This window comes from Luteibacter sp. W1I16 (assembly GCF_050434905.1).
Taxonomy (GTDB): domain Bacteria; phylum Pseudomonadota; class Gammaproteobacteria; order Xanthomonadales; family Rhodanobacteraceae; genus Luteibacter.
Window position 1 is genome coordinate 2274394 of sequence record NZ_JBNDJJ010000001.1, and the last position, 19099, is coordinate 2293492.

Genomic DNA, 19099 nt, shown 5'->3' on the forward strand with positions numbered 1-19099 from the left:
CAGCGGGCCAGTCCGGAGCAAGCACCCATCGCCGCTGAAGCGGCTCCCACAAGAGCAGTGACCAGGGCCGCGAATTCGAAGCCCGGAAGCTATCGCCGGGCCGGCAAGAGCTTCGCCCGCAAGTGCTTGGCTCCCGCCGGCACCTTCACCTCACCCGACGGCAGCGAAAGAACGACGCCACCCGGAACGTCCACCGGCTGCGTGATCTCGAGCATCGCTTCCCCGCCCCTGGCCTTCAGCGTGTAACCGAACCGTCCGTACGGCGTACGAAGGTCGCGGATCGCTACGCCCTCGCCTTCCAGCCAGCCAGGCTGCACGCCGGCGGCGATCACGAGGGCGCCGTCGGATTCACGGTCGTACGCGAACATGTCCAGGGCCGAGCGCACATAGTCCGAGGCGATCCACGCATGCGGCATGTCGCCCACGAAACGCGGTTCACGCGGATCGCGGCCGACCACTTCGGCCCACTGGTTCCATGCGGCGGGACGGCGATCGGCGAAGAAGAAAGCGACGAGTTCATCGAGCCGGTCGCGCCAGCCGAGGCGGATGAAGCTGGCGATCGTACGCAGTTCGTACGGTGTGTAATCCTTCCAGGCGGTCTTTCCATCACGGCGGGCGGCGAAGCCACGCCAGTATTTCTCGAAGGTGTTTTCGACCAAGGCTTTCGGTAGACGCGACTGCTCGCCACCCGGAGACAGCGCGATGGTGGTCGACGTGGCATCGAAATCCCCGAGTTCCGCCGAGCCGGGGATGAAGTCGATGCCCTTGGCCTTCACCGCCGCGGCGATGGACGCGTGCACGTCGCCACGGAACTGGTCGCGCGACGCGGCGAAGCGCCTCGCATCTTCCGGCTGGCGAAGTGCCTGCGCGAGTTCCACGGCGTCGTCGTACCCCTTAAGCGCCCAGAAGTCGTCCCAGTACGAATGCATCGGCTTGGCCGAATAGCCCTCGTGACTGATCGACGCGGGCATCAGTCCGTAAAGAGCACGGTCCGGTCCCTCCAGTCGCGACGGCACGCGTTCGCTCGCACGGAGTCCATCCATATAGGCGACTGCCTTGCGTACATGGGGATACAACGCCTCCACCGTCGCGCGATCGCGCGTATAGCGCCAGAGCTCCGCGACGCTGAAGATCAGTTCGCCGTGGCTGTCGTTCTCGGGCACGGGGTCGGAGCCACGCGCGTCGACGCAGCACGGCACCTTGCCGTTGGAGAACTGATGCGGGGCGTACCAGCGGATGAATTCAGAGGCCACGTCTTCATGGCCGGTACGCAGCAGACCTTCGAGCATCATCGCGCCGTCGCGGACCCATGTTCGCGAGTAAGAGCGGGTACCCGGCTGCAAGGCCGGACCGTCGCGAGACATCAGGATCTGTGCGATGCCGCTCTTCATCGTGTCGACGATCGGACGTGCCATGCCGGGTACGGTGACCGTCACGCGATCCAGCTTGTCGCGCCACGACGCGGCGACCGCATCCGCATGATCGGTGAGCCAACGCGCGGCGTCTTTCGGCATCGGGACGCGTTCGTCCGGTTTCACCGGAACGACGACGCCCAGGTCCACGTGGCCATGCGCGGGCACGTGCAATTCATAGAGCATCGCGCCCTGGGCGAATCCGTCCTCGTCATGCAGCGACTTCGTCGACGGCCGTTCGCCCGCATCCAGTCGTTCGCTCAAGGTGGCCGGACGATGGGCGCTGGCGATGAATGCGGACGTCGTCTGCAAGGGGATCACCTTGCGCGTGCCATTGACGGTGAGCGCCGTGCCGTCCCATGCCAGGTCGTCGATACGGCTGATGCCGCCGGGCGCATTGAGGAACTGCGTGGGGGGATTGACCTGGAACGGTCGCGCCGCGAGGGCCAGCGTGACGTCGCGGGCCGTGTCGCCGCTGTTCTCCACGCGGTAGCTCACCACCAGCTGCGACGCACCCGCCGGGCCCTGCGCGAAGGCGCTGGTCGTGAGCGCGAGTTCGCCCGCCTGCCAATGCACGGAAGGCATGGGAAGATACGCGTCGCGCAGCGACTGGCTTGTCTTCACGTCGGCCCAGGTGACGAGCTTCCGGCCATCGATAAGGAATGGCTCGATCGAGAAGCCACCGCGCGTCACTTCGACGGCTCCGTCCTCGGAGATCAGCGCCGAGTCGCGGCTCCCGCCATCCACGCCGACGATCGTCCAGTAGGACTGTTCGCCGGAGAAGCCGCGCGGATAGAGACCGCGGCGTACCTGCTTCGCGCGCGATTCGAAGATCGCATTGGGCGTGGGCGGTGGAGCGGGCACGGCTTCGGGTTTACGTGCAACAAGACGAAGGTTGTCGAAGCACACCTCACCGTTGTTGGTGTTGGGCTGGGCCTCGGCGTAGATCATGAACTCCACATCGCGCGCGTGTCGCAGCGTCCGGTCCTTCACCGGACCCCAGGCGAACTCCACTTGCCGGCTCGTGGCTTCGATCGTCTGCCAGGCATCGCGCGGAACGAAGGACGGCTTCTGGAACCACCATACGTTGTCGCCGCTGTCGTCGATCAGCTTGAGCTGCAAGGTGTTCGGTGGCATGTTTCCGCGCACGTCGAAGCTCAGCGCGAAACCATCGGGAAAATCGATGGGTAGTGTCTTGCGGATGGAGGCCGCGCCGGATACGCCGTTGAAATCGTAGTCGAGGCAGATTGCCTGCCCGGTCTTTCCGGGGACGGTGCGAAGCGTGGCGGAGACGTCGTCGGTGTGCGTCGCCTGCCAGCCGTTGGTCGAATCGAAGTTGTCGAGCACCTTCGGAGCCGAGGACGCCGAGGATGTAGCTGCTGTAGCCGCTGTAGCCGAAGCAGCAACGGAGGCGCCCACGATGAATAGCGCGAACAATGTCCCGCTCAGCCCCATGGAAGCCGCCATCGCTCTTGTGGGAGCCGCTTCAGCGGCGATGGGTGCTTGCCTCACACTGGCCCGCTGCCGCGGGATCGCCGCTGAAGCGGCTCCCACAAGTGAGGTCCCTGCCAGGGTGACGCACATGGGAGAGGCATCATCGGTGTGGTTCTGCATCATGCTCAGCCCTTGACGCTACCCAGCAGCAGGCCTTCCAGGTAGTAGCGCTGCAAGGCGAGGAACAGCACCAGCACCGGCAGGATGGTCACGACCGAGCCGGCCATCATCAGCTCGCTGTCCTGCACATGTTCTCGCGATAGCGACGCCAGTGCGATGGGCAGGGTGTAATGCTCCTGTCCGGTCAGCGCGATCAACGGCCACATGAAGTCGTTCCACGCGGCGAGGAAGGTGAAGATCGCGAGCGTGACCATGATCGGCTTGAGCAAGGGCATCACGATGGTGGCGAAGATGCGGAACTCGCCTGCCCCGTCGATGCGCGCGGCTTCCATCAGGTCGTCCGGAATGCCGCTGGCGTACTGGCGGACGAGGAAGATGCCGAAGATCGTCGCCAGCGCGGGCACGATCACCGCGCCATAGGTGTTCACCAGGCCCATGTACTTCAGCAGCAGGAACAACGGCAGCATCGCCACCTGCGCGGGGATCACCAGCGCGCCGAGCAACACCTGGAAGAGACGCTGCCGCCCCTTGAATTCCAGCTTGGCGAAGGCATAGCCGGCCATCAGGTTGAAGGCGAGCGAGATCACCGTGATCGCCGTGGAGATCAGCAGGCTGTTGAACAGGTAGCGGCCCATGCCGGCGTTGAGGAAGAGCTGCCGGTAGTTGTCCAGCGTCGCGTGCGTGGGTAGTACCGGCGGCGGTAGCGAGCTGGCCTGTCCCTGCGGCATGAAGGACACCGAGACCATGTAGAGCAACGGCGCGATGGCGATCGCGGCGCCGCCGATCAGCAGACCGTTGATGAGGGCTTTCGCCATGCGGGGGCTCATGCCGCTTCTCCCTGCTTCGACAGCCGAAGCATCGCGGCGGTGACCACGAACATGATCACGAACAGGATGAAGGCCACCGCCGAAGCCGAGCCAAGGTTCCACCACTTGAAGCCTTCCTCGTACATCAGGTACAGCACAGAGGTGGTGCTTTGCAGCGGCCCGCCCTCGGTCATCACATAGGGCTCGGCAAACAACTGGAAGTAACCCGAGACGGTGAGGATGCTGACCATCACCATGGTGGGTTTCAGCATCGGCAACGTGATGTGGCGGAACTGCGCGATGGCCGAGGCGCCATCGATGCGCGCGGCTTCGTATAGGTCGCCGGGAATCGCCTGCAAGCCGGCCATGAAGATGATCATGTTGTAGCCGAAGTTCTTCCACACGGCGAAGAGGATGATGGTGGGCATCGCCCAGTGCGGATCGCCGAGCCAGTCCACGGTGGGCATGCCGATGGAGTCGAGCACGTAGTTGATCAGGCCGTACTTGGTGTTGAACAGATACCGCCAGATCACCGCGACGGCCACCACGGTCGTGACCACGGGGGCGAACAACGCGGTGCGGAAAAACGGCTTGAAACGGGCCAGGGGTGAATTGAGGAGCATCGCCGCCCCGAGCGAGGCGATCAGCGACAACGGCACGCCCACCACCACGAAGTAGACGGTATGCCCCAACGCCGACCAGAACAGCGGACGCTGCAGCAGCGACCAGTAGTTCTGCAGGGCGACGAAACGCAGGTTGCGGATGTCCGCCAGCGCGTAGAGGTCGTAATCGGTGACGGACAGGAACAATGCCGCGACGACCGGCAGCAGGAAGAACAGCCCGAGGATGATCAGCGCGGGGGTGACGAAGAGCCAGGCGGCACGGGTGGTATTCATGGTGTTGCCTTGTGGCCGTGGTCCAGCATCCAGCGGCGTTTTTCCAGGAGACGGTCGGCGCGCCGGTCGATTTCCTCGGCGGCCTGGTCGATCGTGAGATCGCCGTGCGCGGCCTGCGCCGCGACCAGTTGCATCTCGGTGACGATGCGCTCCCACTCGGCGACGGGCGGCGTGGGCTTCACGCGTTCCAACTGGTCGCGGAACGCAGTGGCCTTGTCGTCGTCCTTCAGGGCGGGTGCCAGCCACGAGGAACGGCGCGGCGGCATGTCGCCCAGGATTTCATAGAACCGCGCCTGGATCGCCGGGCGGGACAGGAACTCGATGAGCGCCCAGGCATCGTCCTTGTGCTTCGACGCCCGGTAGATCACCAGGCTGGAGCCGCCCGCGTTCGACGCGCCCGGGCCGTTCGGGCCCGGCAGCGCCACCGTGCTCCACTCGCCCTGTTGTTCGGGCGGCAGGCGCTTGCGGAATTCGCCGATATTCCACGGGCCGGAAAGATAGAACGCATAGAAGCCCTGGCCGAACGCGGCCCAGGGATTGCCGATGCCGACGTTGGTCATCATCGGTGCCTGCTGGTCCTTGAACATGGAGACGTAGAAGGCCAGCGCCTTCTTGAATCCGGGGCTGCGGAAGTTGCCGTAGCGTCCGTCGTCGCGCAGCAACGGATCGTCCTGCTGCAAGGCCAGCGCCAGCAGTTGCTCGAACTCGTTGGTCGGCAACAACACCCCATAGGCCTTGCCTGGCGGCTGGGCCAGCCGGGCCATCATCGCCTGCCATTCGTTCCAGTCGCGTGGCGGGTGGTCGTAGCCTACCTTGGCGAGCAGGTCCTTGCGGTAGAAAAGCAGGCGGGTATCCACGTACCAGGGCACGCCATAGAGCGTGCCGTCGATGACATTGGTCGACCAGATGGCGGGGAAGTAATCGTCGCGGTCGACGACCTTCGAGCCTGCGACACGCGCATCGAGCGGTTCGAGTGCGCCAAGCGCCACCATCTCCGGAATCCACGTATTGCCCAGCTGCGTGATGTCCGGCGTCGAGTCGCCGGCGTAGGCGGTGAGCAGCTTCTGGTGCGCGGCGGTGAGCGGCAGCTGCTGTATTTCGACATGCAGCCCCGGATGCTCGGCCTCGAAGTCGGGCAGCAGCTTCGCCACGGCCTCGCCCTCGCGGCCGATCGTCCAGAACTGCAAGGTCCGCGTGCCCTCTTCCTGCTTAGCGCAGCCAGCGACCCCGGCAACGGCAAGCGCCCATGCCAGCGTTACACGCAGGACGCGCGTCACGCGCTTCACCATAGGTTGGCTTCCGTATCGGCATCGAGCCAGCCACCGGTGAAGCCGGCACGCTCGAGGCCCTTGCGGATATACGGGTTCTTCTTCATCACGTTCCAGACGAACTCGCTACGGTAGTTCTCGATCATCAGCACGATCGGCCCCTGGTCGATGCCCAGATGCACCGTATCGGCCCAGCCGAAGCCGGGTACCAGCCTGCCGGTGCGCAGTTCCGTCTGCGTGTGGAAGCTGAGATTGAAGGCGTCGACGAAGCCGTACTTCGTATAGATGTACTGGCCGTACTTCTTCTTCATCTCCTCCAGCGCGGGGATAACGATCTCTGGAGCGAAGGCGATGGAACCGCCAGCGGCGGTCGGCACGATGGTGCCATCGTCGGAGATGTAGTCGAGACCCGCACCACGCGCGGTATAGCCGGCGAACGTGCGCTCCTTGTCGCCCTGCTTCACGATCAGCCCGCCGGGGCCGTTGCTGGCGGTGAGGCCCCAGACGTTCTTGCCATAGCCGGTCCAGCCACCGGGATTGGCTACCGCATAAGCCTGCTGCGAATACGTGGCGCGGCGGCTGTTCTCGAAGTAGTCGAGGTCGTGCGCGCGGCTCCAGGCATCGCGGATGCCGCGGAAGTCGACCCATGTATGGCTGTACTGGTGCCCGAACAGCGGTGCGAAGTTGAGGAAGGTCTGTCCGTGGAACTCGCCCCAGGTCTTGTCGTAGGTCTTCGTCCAGGCGGCCCACGCGTCTTCGCCGACCGGGTGGGTGGGTGAACCGAGGGCCATGATGTACACGAGCATGCCTTCGTTGTAACCGGCCCAATCGTGCGGGATCTCCTTGCCGCCCGGCGTCCAGCCCATGCTGATCAGCGGCTTGTGGTTCTGTGCCCAGGTCCATTCCACGCGGCGATAGATATCGTCGGCGAGGCTGCGGATCTCTTTTTCCTTCGCATCGTCGCGGTCGTAGTAGCTCTGCGCGAACAGCACGCCGCCGAGCAACAGCGTCGTGTCGACGGTGGACACCTCCACCCAGCGATCGTGACGCTTGCCGGTTTCCATGTTGAGGAAGTGATAGAAGAAGCCGTGGTAGCCGGTCGCGCCGTCTTCGGAATCGTTCTGCGGCGCGTCGTGGAAGAAACGCAACGTCGCCAGCGTGCGGTCGACCGCCTGTTCGCGCGTGATGTAGCCACGCTCCACGCCGACGCCATACGCGGTGAGGCCGAAGCCCACCGAGGCGATCGAGGCGAAGGAGTTGGTCGGGTAGTGGTCGGGGATGAGGCCGTTGGACGGGTTGGCACTGTCCCAGAACCACTGGAATGTGCGCTTCTCCAGATCCGCGATCATCGGCGGCACGGGGTGGACGTCTTTGATGGCCACCGCGGTTGCGCGCTTCGGCTTGGGCGTTTCCTTCTCCGCCATGGCCAACGGCGTGGCGATGGCGAGGACGACACCGAGGGCGAGGGAGAGTCGCTTTGTCGTTTTGGCTTGCATGACGCGGATCCTAGCTGTGTAAACGTTTACGCCAGAGGGTCGGAGAAAGGCCCCGGAGGGCCTTGGTCGAAAGGGAACCATACGTACCGGCTCGTCCCCTGGCAATCGCGGAGGCCATCACACCACCTGCGGTGCGCGGCATTCGCGGTCGATGAACTGTTGGTGGGTGGGCATCAGGTCAACGTTCTTCGAGACGACGTCGCGGATGCTGGCGAGAAACCTGGGAATATCCTCATCGGGCATCTGATCGACCAACGGATCGTAACCCTTCGGCATGATGCCCTGGCCGATCATCACCTGGATCCAGCTGACCACGGCGAACATTTCCTCGGCGGTGCGGAAGAAGCGGCCACTGTGGCGGAACAGGTCGATGTTCTCCTGCAACGAAGCCGGAATCGACATGTTCCTGCAATCGTTCCAGAACGGTGAGTCGTCGCGGGTGGTGGCCTTGTAATGCAGGATCAGGAAATCGCGGATGCGCTCCGCCTCGAAGCGGGTCTGCGCGTTGTAGCGGTCGACCAGCACCGGGTCCATCACGCCATCGGACGGGAAGAGCTGCAACAGCTTCGAAATGCCGGCCTGGATCATATGGATGCTGGTCGACTCCAACGGTTCCATGAAACCGCTGGCGAGACCGAGCGACACTACGTTCCTGTTCCACGCCTTCTTCCGGATGCCGGTGACGAAGCGTAGCGGACGCGGGTCCGCGAGAGGTTCGCCATCGAGGTTCGCCAGAAGCGTCGCGGCCGCCTCGTCATCGCTGATATGACGGCTGGAATACACGTAGCCGTTGCCGGTGCGATGTTGCAGCGGAATGCGCCATTGCCACCCCGCTTCACGTGCCGTCGAACGCGTATAAGGCGTCGGTGCCTCCACGCGCACGCACGGTACGGCCAATGCGCGGTCGCATGGAAGCCAGTGGCTCCAGTCCTCGTAACCGGATGCTAGGGCGCCTTCGATGAGCAGCCCACGAAACCCCGAGCAGTCGATGAAGAGGTCGCCTTCGACACGCTCGCCGTCGGCGAGCAGCACCGCGGCGACATGGCCCGACTCCGGATGCAACTCGACGTTGTGCACCTTGCCTTCGCTGCGCCGAACCCCGCGCGCTTCCGCGTATTCGCGCAGGTAACGGGCATAGAGCGACGCGTCGAAGTGATACGCGTAGGCGATGCCACCGAGGGGATTGCTCGCGGGTACATCGACCGGCGCGGGCATGAACTTGCCGCGGATGGCGGCAACGGTATTGACGGAATAGTCGCCCAGGTCGGCGGCGTGGCCCGCCTGCCGGCCCTTGAGCCAGAACTGATGGAATGGCGTCAGGCCGATGTCGTGGCCCATCACGCCGAATCCGTGGATATAGGAATCGCCCAGCCTGCCCCAGTCACGGAACTGGATGCCGAGCTTGAACGTGCCCTGCGTGCGGGCGACGAAGTCGGCTTCGTTCAGCCCCAGCAGGTTGTTGAACAGCTTGATGTGCGGAACGGTGGCTTCACCGACACCGACGATGCCGATCTCGTCGGACTCGACAAGCCGGACGGCCGCCTTCCGGCCGAGCACGCGCGCCAGCGCGGATGCCGCCATCCAGCCGGCGGTGCCTCCACCGACGACGACGATATGGGTGATGCCGTTGTTCATCGCTGGACCGCTGGTGCAGGGGCTAAGAAATGCGCCCGCGGGGAGACGCGCGGGCGCCAAATACGGCGCACCCGGCCATGCGTGCCGGATGCGCCGCTGGAGCGCTTAGAACTTGAAGCCAGCCGTGAAGCGGGCGGTACGGGGCACGAACTGGATGTTGCCCTTCTTGTTGAACACGACCGGCGTTCCCATCGCCGGGATGCCGTTGGCGCCGAAGTTCGTGTTGTAGTCGACCAGGTTCTTCCAGTTGAAGACGTTCAGTATGTCGAAGCGGATGTAGAACTTCGTCTGGTCGTTTTCGTTGAGCACGAAGTCCTTCGTGGCCTGGAAGTCGATGTCGCGATAACCCCAGATCTTGCCGCCGACGAGGAACTTCGAACCCGGCGGCGTGAATGCGCCAGGACGATTGGCTTCGCCGGTCGGGAAGATGTACGGCGAGCCATACCCATACGTACCGTTCCAGGGCAGCGGCGTCGCGAGGGTCAGCTTCGCCGAGAAGGTGAAGCCCCACGGGCCGTCCAGCGAGCCGGTCGCCACGAAGCGATGCTTGGACGCCGCGTTCGAGGTGACGAACGGGTAATCCTGGATCGTGGCTTCGTCGAACGAGTAATGTTCCTTGATGTCACGGTTCTGCTTGGCGCGCGTATAGGTGTATGCGAAGTTCGCGCTCCAGCCCGACTCGCGGGTATACGGCTTGTCGGCCGACAGCAGCACCTGGGTCGTGCGGGTGCGGATGCCGTTGTTACCGATGATCATCGAGCCGAAGCCCGGTACGCCGTTGTTCCAGGGCTGGGTACCGTTCTGGAAGAACGAGCCGTCCGGATAGCGGTTGCCGAGCGTGAAGGCGAAACCGTCATACGAAAGCACGCGTGTGACCGTCGCATCCGTGTTCCAGTCGCCGATCTTGTTCGACATGCCGATGCTGAACTGATCCGAATACGGAGCCTTCAGGTCGTTGTTCATCATGTCGACCTCCTGGCCCTTGTTCGAGCCGGCGACCAGCGCCTGCAGGTTCTCGAGGCCATTGAGGTAGGACGGATCCCAGTTCACGCAATTCGTGTTCGGACCGACGTTGCAGCTGCGACCAGGGATGTTGAAGAAGATCTCCTGGTACGGCAGGGCCGACTTGGTCTGTTCCAGCTGCAGGTAATCGTAGAGGTTGCGGTCGTACGACCGGCCCGCGCCGCCGTGGATGACGTGCGCTTCATCGGCGAACAGGTCGTACGAAAAGCCCAGCCGCGGCGCCCACTGGTTCTGCGCGTGGCGGTTGTGGCCGTTGCCGATGTAATCCTGGTAGTCGATGCCGCCCTTGGCCAGCGTCTGCGCATAGGTCTGGCCCGGGAACTGGCCCTGGGCATTCGGATCGAGCGAGTTGAAGCCGTCGATCACGTTCTGCGGCGTGACGTAGTCGAGGTAGGACGGGGTCTTTTCCTTGTCCCAACGCACACCGAGGTTGAGGATGAGGTGGTCGTTGATCGACCAGTCGTCCTGGATGTACGCGCCGTACTGCTTGCTGTTGGTCTCGGCGATCGAATTCAGGCCGGCGACGGGATTGGAGAACTGCGCCCGGTACGGCAGTTCGTTGGTGCCGTTCTGATCGACGTTGTAGAAGAACTGCGGGTTGGTGTTCTGCGCGTCCTGCGCGTGCAGCGTGACTTCCTTGTACTTGTAGCCGACCTTGACGACATGGTCGCCGTGCCAGGTGAGGTCGTTGAAGGTGAAATCGTCCGAGATCATCGGACCTTCCTGGCCCTTGATCTGGGTGGCCAGTGCCGATGCCGAGCCGATGCCGATGATGGCCGCATCGTTGTTCGGGCGCCACGTGTAGTTGTAACCGTTGCCATAATTCAGCGGCAGGGGGTCGTTCGACGAGTTCTCGTACGAGGCCTTGAACTCGTTGAAGAACCAGTCACCACTGTGCTGCCAGCGGAAGGTGCCACGGGTGTCGTGGTTCTCGGTGGTGATGGACTGCTCGCGCGACTGGCCCGCGCCGATGTTATCGGCCTGGGTCTCGCGGCGGACCTGGGTGCTGATCTCGATGCGGTCGCGGTCGGTCAGTTCCCAGTCGATCTTGCCGAAGTATAGCTTTTCATCGAAGGGCAGGTTTGCCGGACCCAGTGCGGCCTGCGCGGCCGCCGGAAGCAGGCCGACGGCGGACGCGGGCACATCGGAGCCCGGCGTCACGGTGATCGGCGTGTCGAACTTCTTCTGCTCGAAGGTCACGAAGAAGTGCATCTTGTCCTTGATGATCGGGCCGCCGAGAGCGAAACCGTATTCCTTCTCGAATGAGCGCGCCTTGTCGCCGTCTTCCTCGGCAGGGGTGCGGCTGCGGTACTTGTCCGACGTATAGGTATCGAACACTTCACCGTGGAACTCGTTCGTGCCCGACTTCGTCTCCGCCGTGATCGCGGCCGACGAGACCTGGTCGTACTCGGCCTTGTAGTTGCTGGTGATGACCTTGTATTCACCGATGGCCAGCTGCGGGAACGGGTTGCCCTGGCTGTTGACCTGGCCGGCGACGCCGCCTTCCTTTACGTAGCTCTTCTGGCCCACGCCGTCGATGAAGACGTTGACGGAGCTGTTGTTCTGCGCACCGCCGCGCAGCGAGGTATGACCCTGCGCATCGACGCTGAACACCATGCCCGGCACCGTGTCAGCGAATTCGAGGAAGTTGCGCGACACCTGCGGAATGGTCTGGATCTGGCGCAGCGAGATCGTCTTGGCGACTTCGGGCGTCCTCACCTCGGTCAGCGTCGTCGCGCTCACCGTCACGCCTTCCAGCGATGCGGCGTTCGCCGCGTTGGCGGTGACGTCGCCAGCGGCGGGAGCGGCGGCGGCGAGATTCAGCGTCGCGGTCGAAGCGACGGTGACAGTCACCGTCTGTTCGGTGCCGGGACCCGCGTCGACCTTGTACGTCGCCGGCGGCAGGCCGTTGATGATGTACATGCCATCCGCGCCGGCCTTGGCGTGGCGGGTCAGGCCCGTCTGCGGATTGAACGCGGTGACGTTCGCGCCCGGCGACGCCTTGCCGCGAAGGGTCGCGTTGGCGGACTGCGCGAACACCGGCGGCGATACCACCGCGGCGGCGACGGTCGCGGTGATGACGCCGGCGAGAATCTTCTTCTTCAACTGCATCGAGGCTTTCATTGTTCCCCTCTCCCAAATATTTTCTATGTGTGTGATCCACGGAGTCGACATGGCTGTCGTATCGCGGTGGTCGAGCCACTCTTGGAGCGTTATGCCCCCGTGTATCGCGTCGTGCGAAGTCCTGAGATTGACGCCGTCCTGGGGAGTCCCATCCACGGCCCGGCAAGCCGTGCGTTCCGACGGGGCGTCAGGCCCGTCGTCGTACCGTGTCGCTGCCGCCACACGAGGCGCGCACGACCAGTTCAGTGCCGACGACGACGCGCGGTTCGGGCGCGGCGTCCTCGGGTGCCTCGATCATCTTGACGAGGCGTTCCAGCGCCGCCTCGCCCAACTCGGCGATGCGTATGCGGACGGTGGTAAGCGGTGGCGTCACGTAGCGCGCCATGGGGATGTCGTCGTAGCCGACCACGGCGATGTCGTCCGGCGTGCGCACCTTCGCCTCGGAAAGCGCGGAAAGGCAGCCGATCGCCATCATGTCGTTGGCGGCGAAGATCGCGTCGGGGCGCGGCACCATCGCCAGCGCCTGCTTGCCGGCGTGATAGCCGGATTCCTCGGTGAAATCGCCCGGCAGGATCACGGCGCGTTCGCCGAGCCCGGCCTTCGCCAATGCCTCGCGATATCCGCGCGCACGCTCCTGCACGTCGTGGTTCACCTGCGGACCCGCGATGAACACGATGCGCTTGCGGCCGAGGCCCAGCAGGTGCTCTGTCATCGCGCGGGCGCCGCCGAAATCGTCGACATCGAGCGAGGCATGGCGATCGGAGCGCACGTGGCTGTTGATCAGCACGGTCGGCAGTACGATCGGCAGATTCTCGTCGAGGAAGGCCTCGTCGGCATGAGGCGACATCACGAGCAGACCGTCGACGCGGCCCTGCATCGCACGCAAGGCGATCGCCGCTTCCGTGGCATCGCCATGCGAACTGGAAACGAGCATGTACAAGCCACGCGCGCGGGCGGCGAGGTCGATACCGCGGATCAGTTCGGAGAAGAAGGCGCCATGCAGGTCGGGCAGCAGGGCACCGATGGTCTGCGTGCGACGGGTGATGAGGCTGCGCGCCGCGTTATGCGGGACATAGCGAAGACGGGCCGCGACTTCGCGGATGCGCTTCTGGGTTTCCGCCGTCACGCCGCCGTGGCCGTTGAGGGCGCGCGAGACAGAAGCCACCGATACGTTGGCCATTCTCGCGACGTCTTTGATCGTCACACTCACGTGGTTGTCGCCCTTGGCTAGCCCTCCCGGGGCCTGACGGCGCGGAACGTAAACGTTTTCACACGGGCTTGTAAAGCGTGCGAAATCAAGCGTTTGCTGCATTGCAGTAGGATCTACGCGAGCCCTGAATACCAGTTGCCGGCTTGCGTTAAAAATGCGTGTACCGTCAGCGGGTTGAGTGGTACGCAAGAAATTGTGGCGGCGCAACAGCCGACACACACGAAGTGTTCACGGAAGTAAATAGCTGTCGCGTCAGGAACCACGTAACGCGCGTTACATGGAATTGCCGAATCCGTTCATGCTTCTTGCAGTTCCGTGGCACGCCGTTCGCTGCTTACGCGGCGCGACGACCATACGCTGCACGGGTCCCCTTCGACGGCACGACGGCGCGTGGCGATGCCGAGCCAAGCGAAACCCACACCCATCGCGATCGCCACCAGGTCGACACCCAGCACCGCGAAGCGGCCTTCGCCGAGCGTGCGCAGCAGTCGGTCGCCATGGATCGTTGCGTCGAGCACCCCGACGGCCACGCTGACGAAGGCGGTGGCCCAGAGCAGTTCCACCGCCGCCTTGGCGGGCTGGCGCCAGAAGGTCCAGAGGATCGCCGCGGCGAAGGCCGTGAAGCAGACGGGCTGGACGATGGCCGTTGGAGACGCGCCCCAGAGCGGACCCAGCAGGTTCGCGAGGAAGGTGACCGAGATCGCGAAGCACGCACCGATGCACACGCCGACGGTCGCGGTGGCCATCGCGCGTACCTTCATCGGCTGGTTCGCCTGGCGCCGCTTGCGTCGCGATTCGATGTAGAGCAGGTTGCCGGAATAGAACAGGAAGGCACCGGCGAGGCCGAGCACGAAGTACAGCCAGCGCAGCGACAAGCTGCCGAAGCTGCCGAAATGCAGGCCGAAGATCGCCGAGTACGTGGCGTGGTTCGCATCGCGCACGCCGCTCAGTTGCATGCCGAGCACTTTCCCGTTCGCGGCATCGAGCGAGACCATGCCGTATTCGCCGAGCGTCTTCGTCGACGTACCACGTACTTCCGCGGCGGCGCCCTGCCGACCGTAGTGTACGTAACGCATGTAATCCGGTTCGAAGTTGGCGGCACCCGCTGCGAGTGCGGCCTGTCGTGCACGCGCGCCAAGTTCGGCGGGTGAAAGCATCACCGCCGTGCCGCCCTTGTCCTGCGTGGCCGGCAAGGCGCTGGTCATGCGTTCGAAGGCAGGCGTCAGCTTGCCGTCGAAGATGGCCGTGTTGAACGCGACCAGCATCACGAGGGTGAGGCACAGCAAGGCGCCGGTGATCGCGAAGATGATGTGGAAGGGCAGGCTGAGGATGCCGATCACGTTATGCGCGTCCTGCCACAGTCGCTTGAGGTTGTGCCCGGGCCGCAGCGCGAAGAGTTCGCGCACGAGGTTCGGCAGGTGGATCAGCAAGCCCGTCAGCAATGCCAGCCCGTAGATCACACTGACGATGCCCATGAGGTAGATGCCGGCCACGGGAATGCCGAGGTCGTAATGCAGTTCGTAGACGAAGTCGGCGAGGCCGTGCTCGTGGTCTTCGGAATCGCGCGGCCCGGCTTCACCCAATGACTGGGTCTTCCATTCGCCGTTCTTCTCCATCCAGTACGCGGCCACTTCATGCGAAGGATGGTCGGCGGGATACGTCACGCCGATCTGCTCGCGGGCCGCCGGATGCTTCGACACGATATCGGCCAGCATGGCGTGTGCACGGTCCATGGTGTCCGCGCGGGCCATCTCGGTTCGCGGAACGGCCCAGGCGTCGATCTCTTCGTGGAACATCGTCAGCGCGCCGGCGTAGAACGCGATGAATAGCGCGAAGCCGGCCAGCAGGCCGGTCCAGGTATGGACGGTGGTGAAGGTTCGCAGCGTGGAGGCTTTCATCGGTCAGAGCCCCGGCATCGTGTGCTTGGCGAGGAAGAGCGCGGCGAACGCGGCGAGGTTGGCCACGGCCAGCCATGCCCAGGCGCGCGCGCCACTGCGGAAGAGGAAGGTCGCGGCCATGATTCCGATCCACAGGGGGAAGAAGATCACCATCATCGGGATGACTACCGACTCGCTCGAAGGCGGCCAAATCCAGATCGCCACCGCGACCAGGGCCATGGACAGCGGCAGGCCGAGCAGGATGCCGGCGAAGGTCTTGGCGAGCATCAGCGGGGCTTCCCTTCGGCGGCCGGGCGGAACAGCCATGTGATGTAGGGAAGGGCGACGCCGCCTAGCATCAGCGCCGTCAGCGCCGAAAAAATGCCCGGCAGAGACGTTTCCCCGGCGACCCACGCGGCCAGCGCGGCGACGGCGAACACGCCGGCACCGAGGCGGGCAGGGCGCCCGAGCGGCCGCGGCAACCATCGCTGGTTGCGCGAGGCCAGGTAGGCGAGAGCCATGGCGATGAAAGCCGCCACGCAGCCGAGAAGATTCATAATGAGACCGGCGACAAGGATTGATTGATAATTATTATCATTTGCGACCGGGCGGTCAAACCCGCGCCAATCGGAGCGAATTGCTCAAGTTTTGACCAACCCGTCCGTTAACTGAATACGGGGGTCTGGTAAAACTAGCGTTAACCAGCCCTGTTAAATTAGAATTAACACTCCAACGATCATCGCGATGCGGCGTCTCGCTATGCGATGCGACAGGAAAAGCCGGTAACCGATTGATATAGCAGCCATGTTGACCACAGCCCTCATTGCCACGACCCTGATTGCCTTCGCCCTGGCGGCGGCATCGGTTCGTCGCATTCCGGAAGGCCAGGTCTACAGCGTGCGCCGCTTCGGCCGTTCGCCCGCCTTGCTCACCGCAGGCACGCACCTCGTTCTTCCCGTGCTCGATCGCGTCTTCCACAAGATCGACCTCGGCGGCCAGGTACTCCGTTTTGAAGGCGGCACCGTGTATTGGCAGGTGCTCGAGCCGGAAGTCGCCGACGAAGTGATCGACGAGGCGCCCGAGCTGATTCGCAGCAATGTCGTCGCCGCCCTGCGCGATACCGACACGGGCCGCCCGGCCGACCGCCGCGCCGTCGGCACCCAGCTCAAGCACGCGGTGAACGGTTCGCTTCGGGCTCGCGGCATGCTGGTCACCCGCGTCGAACTCGACGCCGCCTGATCCCTGCGCTGGCGCCTTCGCGCCGGCGCTTCCATACTCTTGCGCCCCCTCGTCTCCCCGGTGCCGCATGACCGCGCGTGAAGCCCTGCAAGTCCAATTCGAACGCGGCATCGCCTCACTGGATGTGACCTTGCCAGGTGGTGCCGTCGACCGCCTGCTCGATTACCGCGAGCTGCTGGAGCGTTGGAACTCGGCTTATAACCTGACGGCCGTGCGCAACGCGGACGAGATGGTTTCCCGCCACCTGCTCGATTCACTGGCGATCCTTCCCTACGTCCACGGCCGCAGCCTGGCCGACCTCGGCACCGGCCCCGGCTTGCCGGGCATTCCTCTGGCCATCGCGGAGCCGGCGCGCGAGGTGCTCATGGTCGATTCCAACGGAAAGAAGGTCCGTTTCCTGCGCGAGGCGATCCGCTCGCTGAAGCTGGTCAACGCCAAGGCCTTGCAGAGCCGGGTAGAAGACGTCGAGGGCACGTTCGAGTGCGTCACGGCCCGTGCTTTCGCCTCCCTGGCCGACATGCTCGGCTGGGGCGGTCACCTGTTGGCGCCGGGTGGTGTCTGGCTGGCGATGAAGGGTAAGCATCCGGCAGAGGAACTGGACGGCGTGCCCGATGGATTCCAGGTGGAGGCGATCCATGCGCTGCGCGTGCCGGGCGTCGACGGGGAGCGGCACCTGGTGGTGATCCGCCGGGCCTGACCGCTCCACCGAAGATGCTACGCTAACGCCCTTTCCGCGCACGGTAGCTACCGGTAATCCATGGCCCGCATCCTCGCAGTCGCCAACCAGAAGGGCGGTGTCGGCAAGACCACCACCTCCGTCAACCTCGCCGCGGCCCTGGCCGCCGCGAGGCGCAAGGTGCTGCTTGTCGACCTCGACCCGCAGGGCAACGCCACGATGGCCTCGGGCGTGGACAAGCACGAAGCCAAGCCGAACGGCTGCGAAGTGCTGCTGGACGAAGCCGAGATCGGCGACGTGCTCGTGCGTACCGAGGCAGGCTTCGACCTGCTGCCGGGCAATGGCGACCTGACCGCCGCCGAACTGAAGCTGATGGACGGCTTGGCCCGCGAGCATCGGCTGAAGGAGCAGCTGGCCAAGGTTTCGGACAGGTACCACACCATCCTGATCGACTGCCCGCCGTCGCTTCACTTGCTCACCCTCAACGCGCTGACCGCGGCCGATGGTGTGCTGATCCCGGTGCAGTGCGAGTACTTCGCGCTGGAAGGCCTGTCGAGCCTGCTCGACACGATCTCCGCCGTGCGCCAGCGCCTGAATCCGAAGCTGGAGGTCGAAGGCCTTCTGCGCACCATGTACGACGTGCGCAACAACCTCGGCAACGAGGTGTCCGCGCAACTCACGCAGCACTTCGGCGAGAAGGTGCTGCGCTCGATCATTCCGCGCAACGTGCGCCTGGCCGAGGCACCCAGCCACGGCCAACCGATTCACTTGTACGACCGCGGCTCCCGCGGCGCCATCGCCTATATCGGCCTTGCCGGCGAGATCATCCGCCGCGAGCGCGCGATGAAGGCGGAGGGCGCCGGCGACCTGGCGGTCGACCTCGACGAAGCGGCGCCCGATACCAGTGGCGCGGCCCCGACGACCTCTTAAGGAAGTACCCATGGCAGCAGCGAAGAAACGTGGACTGGGCCGTGGTCTCGACGCCCTGCTCGGCGGTGGCGCGGGTCCCGACGCGGCTCCCTCGATCGTCGAACAGGAAGGCGAGCTGCGTTTGTTGCCGATCCACCAGATCCAGGCCGGCAAGTACCAGCCGCGTCGCCACTGGAACGACGAGGCGCTCGACGAACTGGCCGCCTCGATCAAGGCCCAGGGCCTCATCCAGCCGGTGGTGGTCCGCGCGATCGGCAAGAACAGCTACGAGCTGATCGCCGGCGAGCGCCGCTGGCGCGCGGCCCAGCGCGCGTCGATGAGCGAGATTCCCGCGCTGGTGAAGGACGTGCCCGAGCAGTCCGTGCTGGCCATGGCGCTGATCGAGAACATCCAGCGCCAGGAGCTCACCCCGCTGGAAGAAGCGCAGGCCTTGCAGCGCCTGATCGACGAATTCGACCTCACCCACCAGCAGGCCGCCGATGCCGTCGGCCGCTCGCGCGCGGCGGTCTCCAACCTGCTCCGCCTGATCGAACTGCCCGCCTCCATCAAGCAGCTGCTCGACGAAAGCAAGCTGGAGATGGGTCATGCCCGCGCGCTGCTCACGTTGCCCGCCACCATTGCCGAACCCCTGGCGCTGGAAGCGGCGCGAAACGGCTGGACGGTGCGCGAGCTGGAGGAAGCCGCCCGCAAGGCCCAGCTGGCGCCGAAGGGCAAGGCCAAGTCGGCCGCCATGGATCCCAACATCGCCAATCTCGAACGTGAACTGGCCGAGCGCTTCGCCACTCGCGTCGAACTCGCCCACGGCCGCGGTGGCAAGGGCAAGCTGGTCATCCATTACCACAGCCTCGACGAGCTGGATGGCATCCTCACCAAGGTCCGCTGACCGCGACCTG

At 64.6% G+C, this 19099-nt stretch carries 14 protein-coding genes and 1 pseudogene; 4 read left to right on the forward strand and 11 right to left on the reverse strand.

Features of this window, described 5'->3' with window-relative positions; translation table 11 throughout:
• Positions 1-89: 89 nt before the first annotated feature.
• The 11 genes and pseudogenes from QFZ41_RS10140 to QFZ41_RS10190 form a co-directional block, all read right to left on the reverse strand.
• Positions 90-692: pseudogene (locus QFZ41_RS10140) on the reverse strand (discoidin domain-containing protein); the annotation flags it as partial.
• 2339 nt (positions 693-3031) lie between these two features.
• Positions 3032-3853, reverse strand: coding sequence for a carbohydrate ABC transporter permease (locus tag QFZ41_RS10145; RefSeq protein WP_306848624.1), 822 nt, complete (start codon positions 3851-3853; stop codon positions 3032-3034).
• Entirely contained in the window at positions 3850-4728 is an 879-nt protein-coding gene (locus QFZ41_RS10150; RefSeq protein WP_429198652.1) for a carbohydrate ABC transporter permease, read from the reverse strand. Before QFZ41_RS10150 ends, QFZ41_RS10145 begins: the two co-directional genes overlap by 4 nt.
• A complete protein-coding gene (locus QFZ41_RS10155) occupies positions 4725-6017 on the reverse strand; it encodes a sugar ABC transporter substrate-binding protein (RefSeq protein ID WP_429198653.1) in 1293 nt (430 codons plus the stop codon). The genes QFZ41_RS10150 and QFZ41_RS10155 overlap by 4 nt, the downstream gene beginning before the upstream one ends.
• Complete coding sequence (locus tag QFZ41_RS10160) at positions 6011-7492, reverse strand: glucoamylase family protein (protein WP_429198654.1); 1482 nt, start codon at positions 7490-7492, stop codon at positions 6011-6013. Before QFZ41_RS10160 ends, QFZ41_RS10155 begins: the two co-directional genes overlap by 7 nt.
• Before the next feature lie 117 nt (positions 7493-7609).
• Complete coding sequence (locus QFZ41_RS10165) at positions 7610-9127, reverse strand: tryptophan halogenase family protein (RefSeq protein ID WP_429198655.1); 1518 nt, start codon at positions 9125-9127, stop codon at positions 7610-7612.
• Between the two features lie 105 nt (positions 9128-9232).
• Positions 9233-12274, reverse strand: coding sequence for a TonB-dependent receptor (locus QFZ41_RS10170; protein ID WP_429198656.1), 3042 nt, complete (start codon positions 12272-12274; stop codon positions 9233-9235).
• 187 nt (positions 12275-12461) lie between these two features.
• Complete coding sequence (locus tag QFZ41_RS10175) at positions 12462-13484, reverse strand: LacI family DNA-binding transcriptional regulator (RefSeq protein ID WP_429198657.1); 1023 nt, start codon at positions 13482-13484, stop codon at positions 12462-12464.
• A 296-nt stretch (positions 13485-13780) separates the two neighbouring features.
• Complete coding sequence (locus tag QFZ41_RS10180) at positions 13781-15382, reverse strand: PepSY-associated TM helix domain-containing protein (RefSeq protein ID WP_429198658.1); 1602 nt, start codon at positions 15380-15382, stop codon at positions 13781-13783.
• 3 nt (positions 15383-15385) lie between these two features.
• Entirely contained in the window at positions 15386-15649 is a 264-nt protein-coding gene (locus QFZ41_RS10185; RefSeq protein ID WP_429198659.1) for a hypothetical protein, read from the reverse strand.
• Positions 15649-15918: a hypothetical protein gene (locus QFZ41_RS10190; RefSeq protein WP_429198660.1), complete on the reverse strand. Its 270-nt coding sequence runs from the start codon at positions 15916-15918 to the stop codon at positions 15649-15651. The genes QFZ41_RS10185 and QFZ41_RS10190 overlap by 1 nt, the downstream gene beginning before the upstream one ends.
• Before the next feature lie 247 nt (positions 15919-16165).
• Between QFZ41_RS10190 and QFZ41_RS10195 the strand changes: the two genes are divergently transcribed.
• From QFZ41_RS10195 to QFZ41_RS10210, 4 genes are all read left to right on the forward strand, one after another.
• Complete coding sequence (locus tag QFZ41_RS10195; RefSeq protein WP_429198661.1) at positions 16166-16600, forward strand: SPFH domain-containing protein; 435 nt, start codon at positions 16166-16168, stop codon at positions 16598-16600.
• A 67-nt stretch (positions 16601-16667) separates the two neighbouring features.
• Positions 16668-17297: a 16S rRNA (guanine(527)-N(7))-methyltransferase RsmG gene (gene rsmG, locus QFZ41_RS10200; RefSeq protein WP_429198662.1), complete on the forward strand. Its 630-nt coding sequence runs from the start codon at positions 16668-16670 to the stop codon at positions 17295-17297.
• Between the two features lie 60 nt (positions 17298-17357).
• Positions 17358-18206 (forward strand): ParA family protein, encoded by an 849-nt coding sequence (locus tag QFZ41_RS10205; RefSeq protein ID WP_429198663.1) that lies wholly within the window; start codon positions 17358-17360, stop codon positions 18204-18206.
• Between the two features lie 10 nt (positions 18207-18216).
• Positions 18217-19089, forward strand: coding sequence for a ParB/RepB/Spo0J family partition protein (locus tag QFZ41_RS10210; protein WP_429198664.1), 873 nt, complete (start codon positions 18217-18219; stop codon positions 19087-19089).
• The last annotated feature ends 10 nt before the right edge of the window (positions 19090-19099 follow it).

Coding starts and splice junctions, on each gene's coding strand:
- QFZ41_RS10205 (WP_429198663.1), top strand. CDS start 17,358: ATGGCCCGCATCCTCGCAGTCGCCAACCAGAAGGGCGGTGTCGGCAAG.
- QFZ41_RS10170 (WP_429198656.1), bottom strand. CDS start 12,274: ATGAAAGCCTCGATGCAGTTGAAGAAGAAGATTCTCGCCGGCGTCATC.
- QFZ41_RS10210 (WP_429198664.1), top strand. CDS start 18,217: ATGGCAGCAGCGAAGAAACGTGGACTGGGCCGTGGTCTCGACGCCCTG.
- QFZ41_RS10195 (WP_429198661.1), top strand. CDS start 16,166: ATGTTGACCACAGCCCTCATTGCCACGACCCTGATTGCCTTCGCCCTG.
- QFZ41_RS10185 (WP_429198659.1), bottom strand. CDS start 15,649: ATGCTCGCCAAGACCTTCGCCGGCATCCTGCTCGGCCTGCCGCTGTCC.
- QFZ41_RS10190 (WP_429198660.1), bottom strand. CDS start 15,918: ATGAATCTTCTCGGCTGCGTGGCGGCTTTCATCGCCATGGCTCTCGCC.
- QFZ41_RS10165 (WP_429198655.1), bottom strand. CDS start 9,127: ATGAACAACGGCATCACCCATATCGTCGTCGTCGGTGGAGGCACCGCC.
- QFZ41_RS10145 (WP_306848624.1), bottom strand. CDS start 3,853: ATGAGCCCCCGCATGGCGAAAGCCCTCATCAACGGTCTGCTGATCGGC.
- rsmG (WP_429198662.1), top strand. CDS start 16,668: ATGACCGCGCGTGAAGCCCTGCAAGTCCAATTCGAACGCGGCATCGCC.
- QFZ41_RS10150 (WP_429198652.1), bottom strand. CDS start 4,728: ATGAATACCACCCGTGCCGCCTGGCTCTTCGTCACCCCCGCGCTGATC.
- QFZ41_RS10160 (WP_429198654.1), bottom strand. CDS start 7,492: ATGCAAGCCAAAACGACAAAGCGACTCTCCCTCGCCCTCGGTGTCGTC.
- QFZ41_RS10180 (WP_429198658.1), bottom strand. CDS start 15,382: ATGAAAGCCTCCACGCTGCGAACCTTCACCACCGTCCATACCTGGACC.
- QFZ41_RS10155 (WP_429198653.1), bottom strand. CDS start 6,017: ATGGTGAAGCGCGTGACGCGCGTCCTGCGTGTAACGCTGGCATGGGCG.